Origin of the sequence: Cedecea neteri (assembly GCF_000758325.1) — a bacterium.
Classification (GTDB): domain Bacteria; phylum Pseudomonadota; class Gammaproteobacteria; order Enterobacterales; family Enterobacteriaceae; genus Cedecea; species Cedecea neteri_B.
The window spans coordinates 3,852,629-3,870,414 of sequence record NZ_CP009459.1 but is presented as its reverse complement, the minus strand read 5'-3'; the positions used below and the strand labels follow the sequence as shown (position 1 = coordinate 3,870,414).

At 52.6% G+C, this 17,786-nt stretch carries 18 protein-coding genes and 3 tRNA genes; 15 read left to right on the top strand and 6 right to left on the bottom strand.

Annotated features, from left to right (window positions below; all coding sequences use genetic code 11):
* The first annotated feature begins 131 nt into the window (after window positions 1-131).
* The 5 genes from LH86_RS18065 (at window position 132) to LH86_RS18045 (ending at window position 1,944) form a co-directional block, all read left to right on the top strand.
* Window positions 132-207: transfer RNA gene (locus LH86_RS18065), tRNA-Gly, on the top strand.
* 50 nt (window positions 208-257) lie between these two features.
* Window positions 258-331: transfer RNA gene (locus tag LH86_RS18060), tRNA-Cys, on the top strand.
* A gap of 12 nt (window positions 332-343) precedes the next feature.
* Window positions 344-429 (top strand) — tRNA-Leu (locus LH86_RS18055).
* 122 nt (window positions 430-551) lie between these two features.
* Window positions 552-1,295 carry an alpha/beta hydrolase gene (locus tag LH86_RS18050; protein WP_081943031.1) on the top strand — a complete coding sequence of 248 codons (744 nt, stop codon included), beginning with the start codon at window positions 552-554 and terminating at the stop codon, window positions 1,293-1,295.
* Window positions 1,296-1,368: 73 nt separating this feature from the next.
* Window positions 1,369-1,944 carry a UPF0149 family protein gene (locus LH86_RS18045; RefSeq protein ID WP_052045614.1) on the top strand — a complete coding sequence of 192 codons (576 nt, stop codon included), beginning with the start codon at window positions 1,369-1,371 and terminating at the stop codon, window positions 1,942-1,944.
* Between the two features lie 42 nt (window positions 1,945-1,986).
* Here LH86_RS18045 and ftnA read toward each other — a convergent pair whose 3' ends face one another.
* Window positions 1,987-2,484: a non-heme ferritin gene (gene ftnA, locus LH86_RS18040; RefSeq protein WP_039304221.1), complete on the bottom strand. Its 498-nt coding sequence runs from the start codon at window positions 2,482-2,484 to the stop codon at window positions 1,987-1,989.
* Window positions 2,485-2,834: 350 nt separating this feature from the next.
* On the opposite strand from ftnA, the gene LH86_RS18035 reads away from it, so the two are divergent.
* Complete coding sequence (locus tag LH86_RS18035; protein WP_039306371.1) at window positions 2,835-4,016, top strand: NupC/NupG family nucleoside CNT transporter; 1,182 nt, start codon at window positions 2,835-2,837, stop codon at window positions 4,014-4,016.
* Between the two features lie 209 nt (window positions 4,017-4,225).
* Here LH86_RS18035 and LH86_RS18030 read toward each other — a convergent pair whose 3' ends face one another.
* The 3 genes from LH86_RS18030 to yecR all read right to left on the bottom strand — a co-directional run bounded on the left by LH86_RS18030 (window position 4,226) and on the right by yecR (window position 6,419).
* Window positions 4,226-4,663 carry a DUF3574 domain-containing protein gene (locus LH86_RS18030; protein WP_052045613.1) on the bottom strand — a complete coding sequence of 146 codons (438 nt, stop codon included), beginning with the start codon at window positions 4,661-4,663 and terminating at the stop codon, window positions 4,226-4,228.
* Window positions 4,663-5,937, bottom strand: coding sequence for a hypothetical protein (locus LH86_RS18025; protein ID WP_039304218.1), 1,275 nt, complete (start codon window positions 5,935-5,937; stop codon window positions 4,663-4,665). The genes LH86_RS18030 and LH86_RS18025 overlap by 1 nt, the downstream gene beginning before the upstream one ends.
* A 140-nt stretch (window positions 5,938-6,077) precedes the next feature.
* Complete coding sequence (gene yecR / locus LH86_RS18020) at window positions 6,078-6,419, bottom strand: YecR family lipoprotein (RefSeq protein WP_039304215.1); 342 nt, start codon at window positions 6,417-6,419, stop codon at window positions 6,078-6,080.
* Between the two features lie 339 nt (window positions 6,420-6,758).
* Between yecR and LH86_RS18015 the strand changes: the two genes are divergently transcribed.
* The 7 genes from LH86_RS18015 to LH86_RS17985 all read left to right on the top strand — a co-directional run bounded on the left by LH86_RS18015 (window position 6,759) and on the right by LH86_RS17985 (window position 13,891).
* Window positions 6,759-7,910 carry a methyl-accepting chemotaxis protein gene (locus tag LH86_RS18015; RefSeq protein WP_039304212.1) on the top strand — a complete coding sequence of 384 codons (1,152 nt, stop codon included), beginning with the start codon at window positions 6,759-6,761 and terminating at the stop codon, window positions 7,908-7,910.
* A 233-nt stretch (window positions 7,911-8,143) separates the two neighbouring features.
* Window positions 8,144-9,733: an ABC transporter substrate-binding protein gene (locus LH86_RS18010; protein ID WP_039304210.1), complete on the top strand. Its 1,590-nt coding sequence runs from the start codon at window positions 8,144-8,146 to the stop codon at window positions 9,731-9,733.
* A 58-nt stretch (window positions 9,734-9,791) separates the two neighbouring features.
* Window positions 9,792-10,745, top strand: coding sequence for an ABC transporter permease (locus tag LH86_RS18005; RefSeq protein WP_039304207.1), 954 nt, complete (start codon window positions 9,792-9,794; stop codon window positions 10,743-10,745).
* Window positions 10,746-10,747: 2 nt separating this feature from the next.
* Entirely contained in the window at window positions 10,748-11,593 is an 846-nt protein-coding gene (locus tag LH86_RS18000) for an ABC transporter permease (RefSeq protein WP_039304203.1), read from the top strand.
* Entirely contained in the window at window positions 11,586-12,563 is a 978-nt protein-coding gene (locus tag LH86_RS17995; protein WP_039304200.1) for an ABC transporter ATP-binding protein, read from the top strand. Before LH86_RS18000 ends, LH86_RS17995 begins: the two co-directional genes overlap by 8 nt.
* Window positions 12,556-13,530: an ABC transporter ATP-binding protein gene (locus tag LH86_RS17990; protein WP_039304197.1), complete on the top strand. Its 975-nt coding sequence runs from the start codon at window positions 12,556-12,558 to the stop codon at window positions 13,528-13,530. The genes LH86_RS17995 and LH86_RS17990 overlap by 8 nt, the downstream gene beginning before the upstream one ends.
* A 109-nt stretch (window positions 13,531-13,639) precedes the next feature.
* A complete protein-coding gene (locus LH86_RS17985; RefSeq protein WP_008453864.1) occupies window positions 13,640-13,891 on the top strand; it encodes a DUF2766 family protein in 252 nt (83 codons plus the stop codon).
* A 221-nt stretch (window positions 13,892-14,112) separates the two neighbouring features.
* Here the strand turns inward: LH86_RS17985 and LH86_RS17980 are convergent, their stop codons facing one another.
* Entirely contained in the window at window positions 14,113-14,616 is a 504-nt protein-coding gene (locus tag LH86_RS17980; protein ID WP_039304194.1) for a non-heme ferritin-like protein, read from the bottom strand.
* 813 nt (window positions 14,617-15,429) lie between these two features.
* The gene (gene uspC, locus LH86_RS17975; RefSeq protein WP_039304191.1) at window positions 15,430-15,849 is read right to left on the bottom strand and encodes a universal stress protein UspC; all 420 of its coding nucleotides are present in this window, start codon (window positions 15,847-15,849) and stop codon (window positions 15,430-15,432) included.
* A 937-nt stretch (window positions 15,850-16,786) separates the two neighbouring features.
* On the opposite strand from uspC, the gene flhD reads away from it, so the two are divergent.
* Window positions 16,787-17,137, top strand: a complete 351-nt coding sequence (gene flhD, locus LH86_RS17970; RefSeq protein ID WP_008453867.1) for a flagellar transcriptional regulator FlhD — start codon at window positions 16,787-16,789, stop codon at window positions 17,135-17,137.
* Between the two features lie 3 nt (window positions 17,138-17,140).
* Window positions 17,141-17,719 (top strand): flagellar transcriptional regulator FlhC, encoded by a 579-nt coding sequence (gene flhC / locus LH86_RS17965; protein WP_039294634.1) that lies wholly within the window; start codon window positions 17,141-17,143, stop codon window positions 17,717-17,719.
* Window positions 17,720-17,786 lie beyond the last annotated feature (67 nt).

Sequence of the window (17,786 nt, the reverse complement as noted above, 5' to 3'; positions counted from 1 at the left end):
GTTAGAAAATTTCATTGACTCATTGCGTCAGGTAAGTAGAATGCAACGCATCGAAAGGCAGCAACGTTTGCCGGAAGATAATAAAATCAAGTGATTAGCTTAATAGCCACCAACAATCACTTGTACAAAAAGCGGGAATAGCTCAGTTGGTAGAGCACGACCTTGCCAAGGTCGGGGTCGCGAGTTCGAGTCTCGTTTCCCGCTCCAAATTCAGGTAATAGAATTTCTGTTGCCTGCCTGAAAAGGCAAAAGATTTTGGCGCGTTAGCAAAGCGGTTATGTAGCGGATTGCAAATCCGTCTAGTCCGGTTCGACTCCGGAACGCGCCTCCAATTTCTTCCCGAGCCCGGATGGTGAAATCGGTAGACACAAGGGATTTAAAATCCCTCGGCTTATGGCTGTGCGGGTTCAAGTCCCGCTCCGGGTACCATGGGAATAAAAAGAATAAAATCAATGATAAGCAGTGTCGTGTAAACCACCTTCGGGTGGTTTTTTATTGCCTGCGATTTGGCGTTGTGAACATTATCCTGTCTGTTCCCCTAAAAGAATGCCATGCTAAATCCTTCACTGGCATTCCATCAGGCAACCATGAACACTTCTTCCCGACACGCATTTGATGTCGCTTTTCAGGGCCGCAGGCTCAAGGCTGACAGTATTTTTGCCAGTAAAGGCCACGTCCTGATGATCCACGGAGGTTCAAAAGACCGCGAGGCGAGCCTTCGCTACCGACACTTAATGGCGGAGCTCGGTTTTGGCAGCACGGCTTTTGATTGCATCGGCCACGGGGAAACTGGCGGCGATCTCTCACACTCTTCTTTAATCAGCCGCACCGACCAGGCGCTGGCGGTTGCCGAGCATTTAGGTGCTCAGCTGACCGGCTGCATGGGCGTCAGCATGGGGGCGTACAACGCTTTGCAACTGAGCCAATCCGTGTCTCTGCGTTCCCTTATCCTGATGGTGCCGGGCGTGTATCATCCTTCGGCTTACCGGGTAAACTTCGGGCCTGAATTTTCCGCCATCATCCGCCAGCCGCGAAGCTGGGCTGAGAGTGACGCCTGGCAGGCCGTGGCTGAGTTTGGCGGTAATGTCCTGATCATCGCCGCGGCTGAAGACCGGGTGATCCCGGCGGAGATCCCACAGCGGCTTTATGATTCGGCGTCAGGGCAGGGCAAACATGCTTTGCTGACCGTGCCGGGTGCCGACCACAACAGCGTCTGGCAGGCGCTGCAACACGATCCCTCGCTCTACGACAAAACCTGTCAATTGTTGGTGGAATGCCTGACGAAAGCGGAATGAAAATGACTCGTCGCGCGTAGAACGGGTACACTACGCCAAATTTTATTCAAAACGCGAGACGAGGAAGCCAAAAATGACCCAGGGCCCGCTGAACGAAGACGAAATTATCTGGCTGGATGACATCCTGCTGAAGTATGGCACCGCGCATTCGGTGATCGATGTAGCCGAGCTGGATGGGCTGCTCACGGCGCTGCTGTCGGGGCTAACTGTGACCGAACCTGCTACCGTGCTGCGGGCGGTATGGGGCGGCGATGTCGAGCCAGAATGGGAAAGCAAAGAAGAGCTGACGCGCTTTAGCGTGCTGGTATTCCAGCATATGAACGACATTGCTGAACGCCTTGCGGAGTATCCGGGGCAGTTTGAGCCTCTGTTTGGTACCAGCGAAGTGGATAACCGCGAAATCACCATTGTGGAAGAGTGGTGCTACGGCTATATGCGCGGCGTGGCGCTGGAAAGCTGGCCTGCGCTGCCGGCAGAGCTTCAGCCAGAGCTGGAGGCGATTGCCCTGCATGGGCTGGAAGAGAATGAAGCGAAGTTTGAAAGCCTGACGCCGGAAGCATTTCTGGCAAGCATTGAAGCGATTAAACCTGCGGCACTGGCGCTATACGGGTACTGGCACAGCCAGCGAAACGGCGGGGCACTGCACTAAAATAAAAATAGCAGGCCGCAATGGCCTGCTACTTCACGGCAATTAAGCCTGAGCGTCCAGCGTGGCCAGCTCTTTATCGACAAAGTACAGGCCTTCACCACTTTTGCCCACCAGGCTGAGTTTATCCAGCACGGATTTAAACAGTTTCTCTTCTTCATGCTGCTCGGCAACATACCACTGCAGGAAATTAAAGGTTGGGTAATCCTGAGAGGTCATTGCGGAATGAACCAGAGCATTAATCTGATGGGTAATTAACTGCTCGTGCTCGTAGGTCGCTTTAAATAATTCGTCCAGTGAAGCGTATTCTAAATACGGGGACTGAATGGCGTTAATACGCGGCATGCTCCCGGTATCACTTAAATAGGCAAACAGACGCTGCATGTGCTCCATCTCTTCCTGAGCGTGGCGACGCAGGAACGCGGCAGCCCCTTCGAAGCTGTGATAGCTGCACCAGGCGCTCATCTGCTGGTAAAGCAGGGAGGAGTAGAGTTCAAGGTTCATCTGCTCGTTCAGTTTTTCAATCATTTCCGTCTTCAGCATCACAGGCTCCATATTTTTTGAGGGGCGTTAATATGGCGCTACTTTAATTATTAATTTTCCATAATGCAAAGAAATTGTTAATTATATTAGTGTAATGAGAATGGTTGTTACTATTATTTTATTTGTGACAAAATGGATTAATAATGAGAATTAATCTTGTTCCGCTTCGCTATTTTATTGCCAAATAAAGTGTCATGAATTAGTCATATTTAATTGCGTAAAATGGTAACCATGCTAAGAGTAAGTCTATGTTGTCATTGGAAAATCTTATGGCTAAATATTCTTATGTCCGCCATTTACCTGACGCGGGAGCTGTGGCTAAATACGTTTCTTTCAAAATTAGACTGCACATGAACATTCTTCATTTTCTTCTCGCACTTTTTGTCATCATGGGACTGGCGTGGCTGGTGAGCTTCGATCGTAAAACCATCCGCATCCGCTATTTGTTACAACTTATCGTCATTGAAGGCCTGCTGGCGTTCTTCTTCCTGCACTCCGACAGTGGGTTGTGGGTGATTAACGGCGTGTCCGGTTTCTTTGGCCATCTACTGACCTTCGCGGGACAGGGTAGCGACTTCGTCTTTGGCGGCATGAGCAAAGCGGGCCTGGCCTTTATCTTCCTCGGCGTACTGTGCCCGATAATCTTTATTTCGGCGCTGATCGGGATCCTGCAGCACTTCCGCATTCTGCCGATCATTATTCGCATCGTCGGCACATTGCTTTCTAAAGTGAACGGCCTGGGCAAGCTGGAATCATTCAACGCCGTGAGCTCGTTGATTCTGGGGCAGTCCGAAAACTTCATCGCCTACAAAGGCGTGCTGGGCGATCTTAGCTCTCGCCGCCTGTTCACCATGGCCGCGACGGCGATGTCCACGGTTTCGCTGTCCATCGTCGGGGCCTACATGACGATGCTGGAGCCGAAGTATGTGGTGGCGGCGCTGATCCTGAATATGTTCAGCACGTTCATTATCCTGTCTATCATTAACCCGACTCGTCCGGGCGCCGAGCCAGAAATCAAGCTTGAGAAGCTGCACGAATCTCAAAGCTTCTTTGAAATGCTGGGGGAATACATCCTCGCAGGCTTCAAAGTGGCGATGATTATTCTGGCGATGCTGATCGGTTTTATCGCGCTTATCAGCGCCATCAATGCGCTGTTCGCGACAGTCTTCGGCCTGAGCTTCCAGCAAATTCTGGGCTACGTTTTCTATCCGTTTGCCTGGCTGGTGGGTATTCCTCAGGCGGATGCGCTGAAAGCGGCCGGGATTATGGCTACCAAGCTGGTGGCGAACGAATTCGTGGCGATGATTGAGCTGCAGAAGATCATGGCGACGCTGTCGCCGCGCGGGCTGGGGATCCTGTCGGTCTTCCTGGTGTCGTTCGCTAACTTTGCTTCCATCGGGATTGTGGCCGGGGCTATCAAAGGATTGAACGAAAAGCAGGGGAACGTGGTTTCTCGCTTTGGTCTTCGCCTGGTGTACGGCGCGACGCTGGTCAGCCTGCTGTCCGCGGCGTTTGCCGGGCTGGTGCTGTAAAAACAAAAACGGCGGATTTCCCCGCCGTTTTTGTTGCTGACAAAGAGAGAAAAAGCGTGGTTTTCCCCTCTTGGTAGTTATCAGCCGAAAATCAATGAATTGATTTTCCTGTTTTTTTAAACGTACCGTCTGGTATTTTTTCTATCACCAGAGGTTTGTCAGTACTCTGAGACGGCGGGTTTCCCCGCCGTTTCTTTAAGGCAAAATCATCAGAACGCGGCGCAGACCGGCTGGTCAACGCGCATCACGGATTCCTGCGCAAAGCGAGTTTTATAGATAGAGCGCAGTTCGTCTACCTTTTTGCTGCTCTCCGCATCGCTGCCACGAATCAGCATGATCGCTTTACTCGGTTCGTGGGTCACTTCACCCTTAGCATTCAGCCACTGGCCTTTGGCATCATATTCAGTCAGCCCTTCGCGGAAACGTGGGGTCACGTCTTTATCCACAAAGCTACGCCATTCATTGGCGGTAATTTCCGCCCCGGATGGGCGGCTGATGCCGAAATAGAGCGTGGTTTGCGTCATCTGATCGCCAGCCTGGCACTGCTTAGCCGGGGCGGTTACTGCCGATGTGGTTTTCGCTGGCGCGACGCAGCCCGCCAGAGCCAGAGCCAATGCCCCGGCAAGTGTTGCTTTATAAAATCCCATTATCCACCTGTCTTACTGTCATCATCATTATTAAAATTAAATGCGGAATGATTCCGCCGCGATATCAAATTACAATTCCGTACTTTTCGCAAGTCACCGAGCATCAACAGGGCAAGAATAATCCCGCAGATGCCGCTGCCGGGCAGTACCCACTGCGCCGGGAAGTATCCGGCAATCATTCCCGTGACCAGCGGGGCGACTAACGTAATACCAAGCTGCAGTCGCCAGGTGGCTGCCATGGCGGCACCAACCTGCTGTCTGGGGAAACTGTCCATTACGTTGAGCGTGGCGACAAGATAGAACCAGTTACTGAACAAATGCGCGAGAACGATCAGCGGCGCGGCCAGCCACAAAGATCCCGAGTACGTTACGGCGAAATAACACAAAGTGAAAAGCAGCAGCGCCAGCATCAGCCGGAAGGTTTTGCCTGCCCGGTTGCGGACCTGTTTTTCGCTGAGCAGGAGCGGGGCGAGCAGTTGCCCAGCGCTGCGGGCAAACAGCAGCGCCAGGCCATTGGCCGCGTTATCGCCCGGCAACGCAGGGGCCAGAGCCGGGAGCAAAGCCATCACGGGCGCGCCGACCAGGGCAAGACTGGGCAGCAGCAACAGGCTGCGCTTCTGCACCGGGGTAACGTTCCGCCAGCTAAATGCTTCGCTTTCGCCGGGGGCATTGTCTTCTTCTCCCGAGACAACAAAAGCCGCCGAGGCGCGCCAGAGTAGCCCTATGGCAAAAATGAAACTAAGCGCATCCAGCAGCAGCATCAGCCAGAGGCTGACGTGGCCATATAATAATGTCCCCAGTCCCACGCCGAAGATAACGTTGGCGGCAAATACCAGCGTTTCAATGCCTGCGGCGGCGGGCATCAGCGCTTTGGATAAGCCTTGTTTGAACAGCTGGCTGAGCACCGGTACCGTGAGGCCGGTGCTAAAAGCGGCGGCGGCCTGGCTTAACAACAGCATCGCCGGGTGGTCACTCAGCAGCGCAAGGCCAGGCAGAACCAGACCCGTAAGGCCTAAAACTTCGCCGAGAAGCAGGACGGAAAACGCCGGCCAACGCTTTAATAACCACACGCCAACAAAGCTGGCGGGTAAGCCGGGGGCTAAGGCGAGGACATAAGCAAGAGAAAGCCAGGCGGGCGTAGCGTGGCTGTTTAGCAACTGACTGAAGACCAGAACGTAGGTCAGGCCGTTACCCACTGAAGAACACAGCAGCGCCAGCCCGAGCAGCGTGAACCAGCGGTGCTGGCGCAGGGCGCGCAGTAATAAAAGAAGCATATTAAGTTCCTGATGAACAAATAGAGTCAAGCCGCCGTGGGAAAACGGCAGCGCGAGATATTTATCGTCAGGAACGGGTTACATTGGCGTCAGGCTTCTCTTTGCGCAGATGTCTCTAAAAATAGAGAAGTATTCACAAATTACCAGTTACTGGTGACGCCCGCATACTGTGGCCCGGTCACGCCCCGGCACTGGTACTCCAGCACCACCTGCGTGTTCAGGCAAAGGGTGCCGCTATAAGTGGTACAGGTCTTGATATCGCTGCCGTAAGGGAGTGCGCTGGCATAGCCCCATTGCTGGCACTGACGTGAAGCCGTGGACTGGGCGAGGAATTTATCCACTTTGGCCGTTTGCAGCGGCGGCAGGCTATAGGCGAGGCGAACAACACCGGCAGGCTCATTGGCATTGAGCGGAACAGGGGTTTTGCTTACGGTGCATCCTCCCAGTAACAGGGTGAAAACGGCCAGAGAAATGCGCTTCATCTTTATTCATACCTCATACTTAACCGCTTTCATGGTAGCACGCGGGGCGGGCAGAAAAGCCTGTTCGATTAAGCGGGCCGTAAATTCCATAAATTTCGAATTTTAAATAATCCTTAATTCAAATTACGAAACAAAAACGTCTTACCTAACGTAAATTCCCCACAAAATGCGCGGCGATTTTTTGATCAAAAACGCGTCAAGTTTTGCTGAACCGTGCCGACAATAGCGCTACGGCGCGATTTAATTTCACTTATGCAGGTATACAAGGGAATAAATCAGGACGCGCGTCGCTAAAGCCGCACAGGAAGTGCATTTTGTTTTTTACCGGGGAACCAAAAAATGAACATTATTCGCAATATTAAAATTCGCGCGATGGTGGTGCTGATACAAATTTTTTCAACGCTGGCATGGATCTGCGTGGCGGGCGCGACGCTGTGGCTATTACATAATCTCAAACAGCAGCTTGCCCTGAGCCCGGATCAGCTGACGTGGATTAACACGGCTCAACTGATGCTGATGTTCTCCATCGCCATCAGCATCGCGATCGTCATTTTTACAGAGCGCTACCTGTGGTTTTGCCTGGTGAAACCGGTCAATACGATCCGCCACCACATGCATGTTCTGGCGCAGGGAGAACTGGCTGCCGCGCTGCCGGATTTGGGGCGTAACTGTATTGGCCTGATGGTGCCGCCGATTCAAAAAATGCAGGAAAACTGGCAAAGAGCGGTGAGCCGCATCCGCGACAGCGCTGAGGCTATTCGCACTAATGCCACCGAAGTGTCCGGGGTGAACACCGACCTGTCATCCCGTTCGGAACAGCAGGCCGCCGCGCTGGAGCAAACCAGCGCCAGCATGGCGCAGCTGAACAGCACGGTGAAACTGAATGCTGACAATGCGAATCACGCCAGCCACCTCGCGCAGAATGCCACCAATACAGCTGTAAACGGCGGGGATTCGGTCAAGCAGGTGGTGAAGACGATGGACGTGATTGCCAGCAGCGCGAATAAAATCGTCGATATCACCACGGTGATTAACAGCATCGCGTTCCAGACTAACATTCTGGCGCTAAACGCCGCGGTGGAGGCGGCAAGGGCGGGAGAGCAGGGCAAAGGCTTTGCGGTCGTCGCCAGCGAGGTTCGTAACCTGGCCAGTAGAAGCGCCGGGGCCGCCAAAGAGATTGAAACGCTGCTCAACGACTCGGTCAGTAATATTCACACCGGGTCTCAGCAGGTGCGCAAAGCGGGGGAGGCGATGGATGAGATCCTCCGCGCCGTGAAGCAGGTGAACGACATCATGGGGGAGATTGCCAGCGCCTCCCTCGAGCAAAGCCAGGGCATCGGTCAGGTCGGGATCGCCGTTCGGGAAATGGACAGCGTGACGCAGCAGAATGTGAACCTGGTCCAGAAGTCGGTGCTCTCCTCCGTTGAACTGGAGAAACAGGCGCACCATCTGCATGACGCGGTGGCAATGTTCCGCCTCAACGCAGTCTGAAAACCACGCATGTGACAAAGCAGCCTCCGGGCTGCTTTTTTTACGTCTTAAACAGGCGCGGAAACAAAAATTTGTGACGCAGCTTGGTTTAATAATATTCCCCGCAGGCATTGGCGTCAGGCTCCATGCGGATAGTTAAAAATCGGCTAAGCTTATGCTTTTTAGGCACATTTACAAGCGATCGCGAGTGTCGCACTATGCGGGCTCTTATTGAGTAAGGAGTTTCTGAAGCAATGCGTAAACCTCTGGTATTGTCGGCGCTGGTCGCCGCGCTGGCCCTGGCCTTAAGCGGCTGTGATGACGCTAAAAAAGAGACCGCGGCGGCACCCGCCCCGGCAAAAGAAGCGCAGCAGGGCGGCAGCCTGATAATTGGCATCACCTCCGGCGATCCGCTGGCCATGAACCCGCTGTACGCCAGCGATCGGACTACGTTAACCATCATGCAGGCGCTTTACTCGCCGCTGTACAGCTACAACGGCGACAAGATCGAATGGGGCCTGGCGGAAAGCCTGACGCCGTCAGCCGATAACCTCACCTGGACGCTGAAACTCAAGCCCGGCCTGAAATGGCAGGATGGGCAGCCAATTACCGCCGATGACGTGGTGTTCACCTTTAATAAACTGCTGGATGAAAAGCAGCACAGCTTCTTCCGCAGCATGTTTGTTTATGGCAACAAGCCCCTGAGCGTGAGCAAAGTAGATCCGCTGACGGTGAAATTTACGCTGCCGCAGGTCAGCGCTGCCTTTGCCGGTACGCTGGTGCAAATCTTCCCTATCCCACAGCATATTTTCGGCAGCGAAGCGGGCGATCTGGAAAAAAGCACCCGCAACGATGCGCCCGTCGGCTCCGGCCCGTTCAAGTTTAAAGAGTATCGGGCAGGCCAGTATTACGCCCTGACGCGGTTTGATGATTACTGGAACGGCAAACCGAAACTCGACTCGGTCACCTACCGCTTCGCGAAGGACGCCAACTCGGCTAACCTCGCGCTGCAGAACGGCGAAATCAATCTTAAGATGGTCGATCCGCAGGATGTTTCGCGCCTGAAAGCCACCGGCAAGTTTGATTTTGTTATTTACCCGGAAGGCCGCCTGGCCTACATGACGTTCAACCAGAACGTCGACAGCATGAAGAGCAAAGATCTGCGCCAGGCTATCGCCTACGCGCTGAATAAAGATGACCTTGTGCAAACGGCGTTCACCTCTCTCGATTACGCCAAACCTGCGGCATCTATTCTGACCCCGGATACCCTCTACCAGACCAGCGATGTGGAACCGTACAAGTTCGATCCCGAAAAAGCCAAAGCATTGTTTAAAGCGTCCGGGCAGCCGGAGGGCCTGAAGCTGCGCCTGGCTTACATCAACAGCAATAAAACCCAGGAAAGCATGGGGCTCTACATTCAGCAGCAGCTGAAGGCGATAAGCATCAACGTTGAACTGCTGCCTCTGGATGCGAACGCGATGTCTCAGCGCAGCCAGGACATGAAAAACACGGCCTATGAGCTAAGCCTGGGTGGTTACATTATGGGCTCTGAGCCGGACGGCTATAAGTCGCTGTATATGAGCAACGAAGCCTATAACTACGCGCACTATAAAAACCCGGCGTTTGATGCGCTGTGGGAACAGGGCGCAACGGAAACGGATGCGGCGAAACGCGCGGCTATCTACAAGCAGATCCAGCAAACCGTCGCCAGCGATATGGCCTGGTACCCGATTGCCTACACCAACGCGGTTGTGGCGGTGGACAAGCGTTTTGGCGGCACAAAAGAAGCCGAGCCTAAGCCTGTGTATATGTTCCAGGATCTGTCGAAGATTTATCAACAATAACAATGAGTGACCCTCCGCCCGGCCCGTTTTGTGCAGCCGGGCGGAGGAAGGCGAAAATATGAATAACCTTCTTTTCCGGCGCTTACTGCAGCTGCTCCCGATGCTGCTGTTTATCTCGCTGGTCTCTTTTTTACTGGTAAAGCTGGCCCCCGGCGATCCTGTGCAGGCGTATATCACCCCGCGGATGAGCCCGGAGGATATCGAGCGCATCCGCCAGAGCATGGGGCTGGATAAACCGCTGCCGGTGCAGTACCTACTGTGGCTGAAAAATCTGCTGCAGGGCGACCTCGGCTACTCCCTGATTTACCACCGCCCGGTGCTGACGATGATCGGCGAGCGTATCCCGGCCACGCTTGGCCTGATGGGCGCGTCCTTGTTGTTAGCTATTCTGCTGGCGATCCCGCTGGGGTTGCTGGCGGGGGCATTCAAACACCGCTGGCTCGACCATGTTCTGAACCTGTTCGCTTACGTCGGGATTTCGGTGCCGATCTTCTGGTTTGGCATCCTGTTGATTACCGTGTTCTCGGTGCAGCTGAACTGGCTGCCGAGCATGGGGATGCGAACCATCGGCGTGGAGGACTCCTGGCTCGATGTGATCCGTCACGGCATTCTGCCCTGCATCGCGTTGACGTTTTACAATCTCTCCAGCTACGTGCGCTACATTCGGTCGAACACCATTAGCCAGCTGTCCGCCGACTATGTACAAACCCAACTGGCCTACGGGGCAACCCGCCGCACTATTCTGTTCCGCCATGTGTTGAAGAACGTACTGCTGCCGGTGATCACGCTGTTTGGCCTCTCTTTTGGCGAGCTGGTGGTGGGCGCCTACGTGACGGAAAGCGTCTTTTCCTGGCCGGGGATGGGGCTGCTTGGGATCCAGGCCATTACCTCCCTCGACTATCCACTGATCATGGCCATTATTCTGCTCTCAGCGTTGATGCTGATTGTGGGGAATCTGCTGGCCGATCTTCTGTATCGCGTGGCGGACCCGCGTATTAAGGCGCTGAGGTAACCATGAGCAGAAGATGGAATCAGGTTAAACAAGGCCTGAAACACAGCCGCCCCGCGCAGCTTTCTCTGACGGTACTGGTGATTTTTGCGCTGGCCTCATTATCGTCCTTTTTAAGTCCGTGGGATCCCAATCAGATGTCGCTTCAGGGAAGAATGCTGCCGCCGGATGCAAGCCACTGGTTTGGCACGGATGAATATGGCCGGGACTACTTCACCCGCGCGCTTTACGGCGGACAAATTTCCCTGATGGTAGGGTTTTTAGCCATGCTGTTTTCCACGCTGATTGGCACGCTGGTGGGCACCGTCAGCGGCTACTTTGGCGGCAAAATAGATAACCTGCTGATGAGGCTGGTGGACATTTTGATGGCGATCCCGGCGTTTTTCCTGCTGCTGGTGCTCAATGCTTATCTGAAGCCCGGCATCGCTAACATCATTTTGATTATCAGCGCGCTGACCTGGATGAATATGTCGCGGCTGGTGCGGGCAGAAACGTTGACGCTGAAAGAGCGGGAATACGTGATTTATGCCCGGGCTTCGGGGGAGCATCCGCTGAGGATTATCGCCCGGCACATCATCCCGAATATTTTGCCGACGATTATTGTGGCGGCCACTTTGAATATCGCCTCGGCGATTTTAATGGAGTCTACATTGAGCTTTCTTGGTCTCGGCGTGCAGCAGCCGGATGCCTCCTGGGGCAGCATGCTGAATAACGCTCAGTCCTACATCGGAGAAGCCTCCTGGCTTGCCATGTTCCCCGGTGTGCTGATCCTGTTGACGGTGCTGAGCTTTAACGTGCTCGGCGATGTGTTCCGTACCGCTTTCGAGCCGGGGGCAAATCGCGATGCGTAATTTGCTGGAAATCGAAAACCTGAAAACTTCTTTCTTTACCCGCGAGGGTGAAGTTCAGGCGGTGCGCGGCGTCACCTTCAGCGTGCAGCGGGGGGAGGTCGTGGGCATTGTGGGTGAATCGGGCTGCGGTAAAAGCGTCACCTGTAAATCGGTAATCAATTTGCTGGGCAGTCACGGCAAGGTTGTGGGCGGTCATATTCGTTTTCAGGGAGAAGACCTGGCGCGTAAAACGGCTGAACAAATGCGCCACCTCCGCGGCAGCGAAATTGCGATGATTTTCCAGGACCCGATGACGGCGTTAAACCCGGTGCTGACCATCGGGCGGCAAATGAGCGAGATCCTTATTCGCCACCAGAGCCTGAGCAAAAAATTGGCGAAAGAGAAGGCCATAGCGATGCTCGGGCAGGTGGGTATCAGCCAGCCGGAGAAACGCTATTACCAGTATCCACACGAGTTTAGCGGCGGGATGCGCCAGCGGGTGATGATCGCCATCGCGCTGTCGTGTCATCCGTCCTTGCTGATTGCCGACGAGCCGACGACCGCGCTGGACGTGACGATTCAGGCGCAAATTCTGCGCCTGCTGATACACCTGCAACAGCAGACGGACACCGCCATATTACTGATCACTCACGACCTGGGCGTGGTGGCACAAGTCTGTTCCCGGGTGGTGGTGATGTACGGTGGGCTGGTGATGGAGCAGGGCAGCGTTGAGGCGATTTTTTATCGGCCAGCTCATCCCTACACGCGTGGTTTGCTGGCTTCGCTGCCTCGGCCTGACGGCAGCGCAACGCGCTTGTCGCCGATTGACGGCAGCCCGCCGGGTCTGCTCAATCCGCCGCCCGGCTGTCCTTTCGCCGCACGTTGTCCGCAGCGCATGGCCATTTGCAACACGGCGGCACCCAAACACACGCTCGCCGACGGGCATGAAGTCAACTGCTGGCTGTGGGACAAAGAGGCCGCTCATGCCTGACATTACTCCTTTGATTCGCGTGCGTAATCTGCACAAACATTTCACCGCCAATCGGGGCTGGTTCGGGCCCGGGACCACGGTAAAAGCCGTGGATGGCGTAAGCTTCGATATTTTTCCGGGGGAAACTTACGGCCTGGTGGGGGAGTCCGGCTGCGGAAAGTCGACGCTCGGGCGAAGCCTATTGCGGCTGTTTGAGGTGACCGACGGTGCAATCGAGTTCGACGGGCAAAATATTGCGGCGCTCAACGAGCGTCAGCTAAAACCCATCCGCCGCCGGATGCAGGCCGTTTTCCAGGATCCCTATTCGTCGTTAAATCCCGGCATGACGGTGGCACAGCTGATCGCTGAGCCAATGCGTATTCACGGTTATGATGCGGCACGGCGCAGAGCCCGCACTCTGGAGCTGCTCGGGCAGGTGGGATTAAATCAGGAGCATCTGGACCGCTTTCCCCATGAGTTCAGCGGCGGCCAGCGGCAGCGCATCAGCATTGCCCGGGCGCTGGCGGTGAATCCTGAATTTATTCTTTGCGATGAGCCGCTCTCGGCTCTCGATGTCTCTGTGCAGGCGCAGGTGGTGAATATCCTGCAGGATTTGCAGCAGACATTGGGGCTGACGTATTTGTTTATCGCCCACGATCTATCGATGGTTCGCCACATTTCTGACCGCATAGGAGTGATGTATCTTGGATCGCTGGTGGAGGAGGCGCCTGCGGAAACGCTGTATGACCAGCCCGCTCATCCTTACACTCGCGCGCTGCTTGCGTCTATTCCCATTGCCGACCCGCATGTTCAGATGCTGGAACAGGGTGGATTAAAAGGCGAAATCACCGGTGATACGGGGGAAAGCGTTGGCTGTAAGTTTGCCAGCCGCTGCCCGCGAGCAATGGGCCAGTGTCACCAGCAATCTCCCCGAATGCAGGAGATCTCACCGGGGCACCGGGTGGCCTGCTGGCAGTTTGAAAAATGAGTCGGTGGGGGCATTTTGCTCCCGCTTCTTCTCTCTACCAGCGAATGGGCTGTTGCCTCGTACGGAGGCGCGCAGGTAGACTGTCGCGCAAATAAAACAGGAGATTAAAATGGCCGAACAACTCTCTGCCGATCAGGAACTGGTTTCCGATGTCGTGGCGTGCCAGCTAGTGATTAAACAAATTCTCGACGTGATTGATGTGATTGCGCCCGTTGAAGTCCGCGACAAGATGGCGGAACAGCTGAAAACCATCGATTTTACTACCCACCCTGCGGCCGTTGACCCGGTCACGCGCCGGGCGATTCAAAAGGCCATCGCTCTGATTGAGCTAAAATTTACGCAACAGAAAGAAGCGCACTGAAGCTTTTATCCGCTGCCAGAAAGTAAAAGCACCGCCATTTGCGGTGCTTGAGACTGCTGACAAAGTTCATTGACCTTAAAAGATCTGAGCTTTGGTCTAATAAAAGCAATGAATTATGTTCTCTGGTTTGCCCCAAACACCCGAAAACCACGTTTTTCGGGTGTTTGTCATCAATCTGAAGCACCGCCATTTGCGGTGCTTTTTATCTGAGTCGATGCTTCTCAGTGATAGTCTCGTTCGACAAAGCTGAGTACGCGTCTGTCGGTCTGGCTCATGCACAGGCCTGCCTTGTTGGCATCACGCACCTCTTCGAGAATCGTTTTCAGCCGCTCTCCCTCCCGATCCTGTTCTAAGCCTAGCGCCATCAAAAAACTCACAACTCTACCGGCATTGACGGCTTTAGCTTCTTCCTTAAGCTCGATCAGCGTTTTATGCCTGAGATGGTAATCGTCCAGCGTTTGTTGAAACAGTTCTTCCAGCGTCAGGCAGTGGCAGTCAGGTGGAGACATAGTGCCGACGCTGGGCATGCCGCCGGACTGCTTCATAAAATTGAAGACCCGCATCATGTGGGTCACGTTATTTTGTGCCTGACTGCGCAAAAAATTCGCACTCCCTGTCAGGCTGTGTTTGGCGCACCAGGCGCTCAGGTGCAGACACAGATGGGAGGCATAGAATTCACGGTTAATTTGCGCATTAAGTTTCTGGATCATGCTGGCAGTAGGCATATAAATATCCTTATTTCATGAGCACTTTTATGAAGAGATGAAATAAACATACGCTGCTATCACGAACGGGAAAAGTCCTGATTCAGGCTATCTTTAATTTTTTTTGATTTTTTAAAGATAAAAAGATTATGAAGTTATCCATGTTTGTATTTTTCGTAACTCACTGTATTTGATATAAAATATATTTATCGCCTTTTTCTGGTTATCCCTGCTTTGCTTTATATCAGAAATGAGGCTTGTTCAGTCTGTGAATTGTTTTTAATGTGCATCATTTTTTGAGTTTTGGGTTTGTTTTAATTTTGTCGGTTTGACCGTGTCGAGGTCATGTTTGTGTTTTCTGTCTCTTGGGTGGGAATTTTTTTATCCGGCTTTAAAACAAAATTTGCGCTCGCTGAGCATGAGCGGTTTCTATGAACCAGGCCTCAGTTGTGCAAAAAAACACTTGGGCATAAAAAACAATCAAATTCAGGGGAGGGAATGTAGCAGGATCCGCTGATACGGCTAATGAATTGATTTTTTACCAGACGCGGCCAAATGTGGCGCTGTTGGAAATAATGTACGGTTAAAAGAAGCCGACATCCCCCCGGAGAGGTATCTCCAGCCAGAAACTGCGGAGCAGCAGGCACGGCGCAATGCGAAAATGCTGCTGCAGGCGTGAACGTATTCATTCTTAATTAAAGCGGTCGATAAAAAACAGGATAAAAAGTTGTTTTTTCAGAAACTGGCGTAATTAGTCACTAAGGAATAATCAAAAAAGTGGCTGAGTTGAGGCCGAAAAAGCGGAGCGGGCCCCGCTTTCTGACGGGAAGGTGATTAAAGTGGGACCAGCAGTACATCAACCTGGCTTGACGCCACGACAGCCTTGGCTGAACACATAACCTTGCCAAAGAAACTCTGATTATGATTGCCGCAAAGCACCAAATCAACGTCCTGCTTTTCACAGATATCCAGAATGTGCTCGCTTAGTTCCCCGGTGGAAATAATTACCTTTTCAATAGGATATTGCGCTTTCTCTTTCAGCTCAGTGAGAAAAAGATGGGTTTCTTCCAGCATCAGGTCGCGGAGGTTTTCCATCATTGGGGCGGCAAGCTGATTATACAGTTCGGGATCGGACGCGAGCGTAACCAGCGTAATTTTGCCGTTGACAGGTTTGACGATGGAGACGGCCTTTTGCACCAGACGATGGCTTTCAGGCGTGATAGCAACGGCAACCAGCACATGACGATAGCTCATATAACCCCTCCACACTTAGTATGAATTGTTAACATTTTCTTACACCAGTTGTGACTCAGGCGCAACGCGTGTCGCGGTACGAAATGTGAAGCCACTCATAGAAATTGTTTAGTTATTCTTATGAAACGAATTTGCAACATTGTTTCGTAGACGAAATGTGAAAATTTTCCATCAGACGAACGGATTAATTTGAGAACCTGGATCGAGTGATAACTTTCGGTAACTGACGCTTTTGAAATCATAACGCTCGGTTAAAATGCCGCTATAATTTCACTTAAGTCCATGAATAACAGCAGATTACTCTTAACGGTTTTCATAAAGTGTGATCGCTCAGGCATTCCTGGCCGCCAGTATCAGATAAAAAGCAATGACAACTCATGGAGTTGTGATCTTTCCGTGTCACTATTCGTCTGCCGGCTTCGGTAAAATTCTTAATCAGATGAAAAAGTAAGCAAATGAAAAGCGATTCTGATGCTTTTCACTCCGAAGGATGATGTATTTATGTGATCTGCGTCACATAAATTCCAAAATCGCAGGTGGCCGCATTGTATGTGCCAGGGGCTGCGAGTAGAGTTTGCCCGAATTAGGAAAAATCTTAGTTTTTTGTAATAAAATGATGAACGACAACAGGCGTTCGGGCTCTGTCAGGGAAATGGCTTCTACGTGGGATGCGGAGAGGTTTGGTCAGAGCTGAAGATTTATCCGTGCATTTTGGCCGTAACGATTGTTTTAATTTAACCGGGGCAACCCGGCGACATCGCGGGGTGCGGTAACAACCCCCTAATAGTTCAGAAAACAGTAATGGCGCGAAAGATGCGCTTCGGCTTCTTACAACTGTAAGTTTCTGGAGAATTTACTCGCGCTGACACGTTACTGTCATCCGACATATTTAGGCTGGGCCGCATACAATAATAGTTGGTTATTCGGGATGGAAAAAATGCATACTTCCGAGTTGCTAAAACATATTTACGACATCAATTTGTCGTACTTATTGCTTGCACAGCGTCTTATTAGTCAGGACAAAGCTTCGGCTATGTTTCGCTTAGGTATCGCTGAAGATATGGCAAATACGTTAGGGGAACTAACGTTGCCCCAAATGGTGAAATTGGCAGAAACTAACCAATTAGTTTGTCAGTTCCGTTTTAGCGAAAGTCAGGCAATTACTCGCTTAACACAAGACTCCCGTGTGGATGATTTACAGCAAATTCATACCGGTATTTTGTTATCTACCCGTTTATTGAGTGAGGTGTCGTCGCCTGCCGAGGCACCTAAGAAAAAAAGGGCATAACAAATGAGCGAGAAAAGTATTGTCCAGGAAGCTCGCGACATTCAGCTCGCTATGGAGCTGATAACACTGGGTGCCCGACTGCAAATGCTGGAAAGCGAAACGCAGTTGAGCCGTGGTCGCCTGATCAAACTCTACAAAGAACTCCGTGGAAGTCCTCCTCCAAAAGGGATGCTGCCTTTCTCTACTGATTGGTTTATGACCTGGGAGCAAAATATTCATGCTTCCATGTTCTGTAATGCCTGGCAGTTTTTACTCCGTAGTGGGCTCTGCACCGGCGTTGATGCGGTGATTAAGGCTTATCGACTCTACCTTGAACAATGTCCTTCCCAGTCAGACGGTCCGCTATTGGCGCTGACTCGCGCCTGGACACTGGTGCGTTTTGTTGAGAGCGGCATGCTCCAACTGAGCCAGTGTAACTGCTGTGGGGGCAATTTTATTACCCACGCACATCAGCCGGTCGGCAGCTTTGCCTGCAGTCTGTGCCAGCCGCCATCGAGGGCGGTAAAAAGACGTAAACTTTCCCAGAATGCTGCCGATATTATTCCACAACTGCTGGATGACCAGGTGGAACAGGCTGTGTAACAGATTCTGTGTTTGCGTATTCCAGCAGCGGTGAGTGATTACCGCTGCTTTTTTTATGCCCAAACAC

Coding starts and splice junctions, on each gene's coding strand:
- LH86_RS18025 (WP_039304218.1), bottom strand. CDS start 5,937: ATGCTTCTTTTATTACTGCGCGCCCTGCGCCAGCACCGCTGGTTCACG.
- LH86_RS17990 (WP_039304197.1), top strand. CDS start 12,556: ATGCCTGACATTACTCCTTTGATTCGCGTGCGTAATCTGCACAAACAT.
- flhC (WP_039294634.1), top strand. CDS start 17,141: ATGAGCGAGAAAAGTATTGTCCAGGAAGCTCGCGACATTCAGCTCGCT.
- LH86_RS18015 (WP_039304212.1), top strand. CDS start 6,759: ATGAACATTATTCGCAATATTAAAATTCGCGCGATGGTGGTGCTGATA.
- LH86_RS18030 (WP_052045613.1), bottom strand. CDS start 4,663: ATGGGATTTTATAAAGCAACACTTGCCGGGGCATTGGCTCTGGCTCTG.
- LH86_RS17995 (WP_039304200.1), top strand. CDS start 11,586: ATGCGTAATTTGCTGGAAATCGAAAACCTGAAAACTTCTTTCTTTACC.
- yecR (WP_039304215.1), bottom strand. CDS start 6,419: ATGAAGCGCATTTCTCTGGCCGTTTTCACCCTGTTACTGGGAGGATGC.
- uspC (WP_039304191.1), bottom strand. CDS start 15,849: ATGAGCTATCGTCATGTGCTGGTTGCCGTTGCTATCACGCCTGAAAGC.
- LH86_RS17985 (WP_008453864.1), top strand. CDS start 13,640: ATGGCCGAACAACTCTCTGCCGATCAGGAACTGGTTTCCGATGTCGTG.
- LH86_RS18035 (WP_039306371.1), top strand. CDS start 2,835: ATGAACATTCTTCATTTTCTTCTCGCACTTTTTGTCATCATGGGACTG.
- LH86_RS18050 (WP_081943031.1), top strand. CDS start 552: ATGCTAAATCCTTCACTGGCATTCCATCAGGCAACCATGAACACTTCT.
- flhD (WP_008453867.1), top strand. CDS start 16,787: ATGCATACTTCCGAGTTGCTAAAACATATTTACGACATCAATTTGTCG.
- ftnA (WP_039304221.1), bottom strand. CDS start 2,484: ATGCTGAAGACGGAAATGATTGAAAAACTGAACGAGCAGATGAACCTT.
- LH86_RS18000 (WP_039304203.1), top strand. CDS start 10,748: ATGAGCAGAAGATGGAATCAGGTTAAACAAGGCCTGAAACACAGCCGC.
- LH86_RS17980 (WP_039304194.1), bottom strand. CDS start 14,616: ATGCCTACTGCCAGCATGATCCAGAAACTTAATGCGCAAATTAACCGT.
- LH86_RS18045 (WP_052045614.1), top strand. CDS start 1,369: ATGACCCAGGGCCCGCTGAACGAAGACGAAATTATCTGGCTGGATGAC.
- LH86_RS18005 (WP_039304207.1), top strand. CDS start 9,792: ATGAATAACCTTCTTTTCCGGCGCTTACTGCAGCTGCTCCCGATGCTG.
- LH86_RS18010 (WP_039304210.1), top strand. CDS start 8,144: ATGCGTAAACCTCTGGTATTGTCGGCGCTGGTCGCCGCGCTGGCCCTG.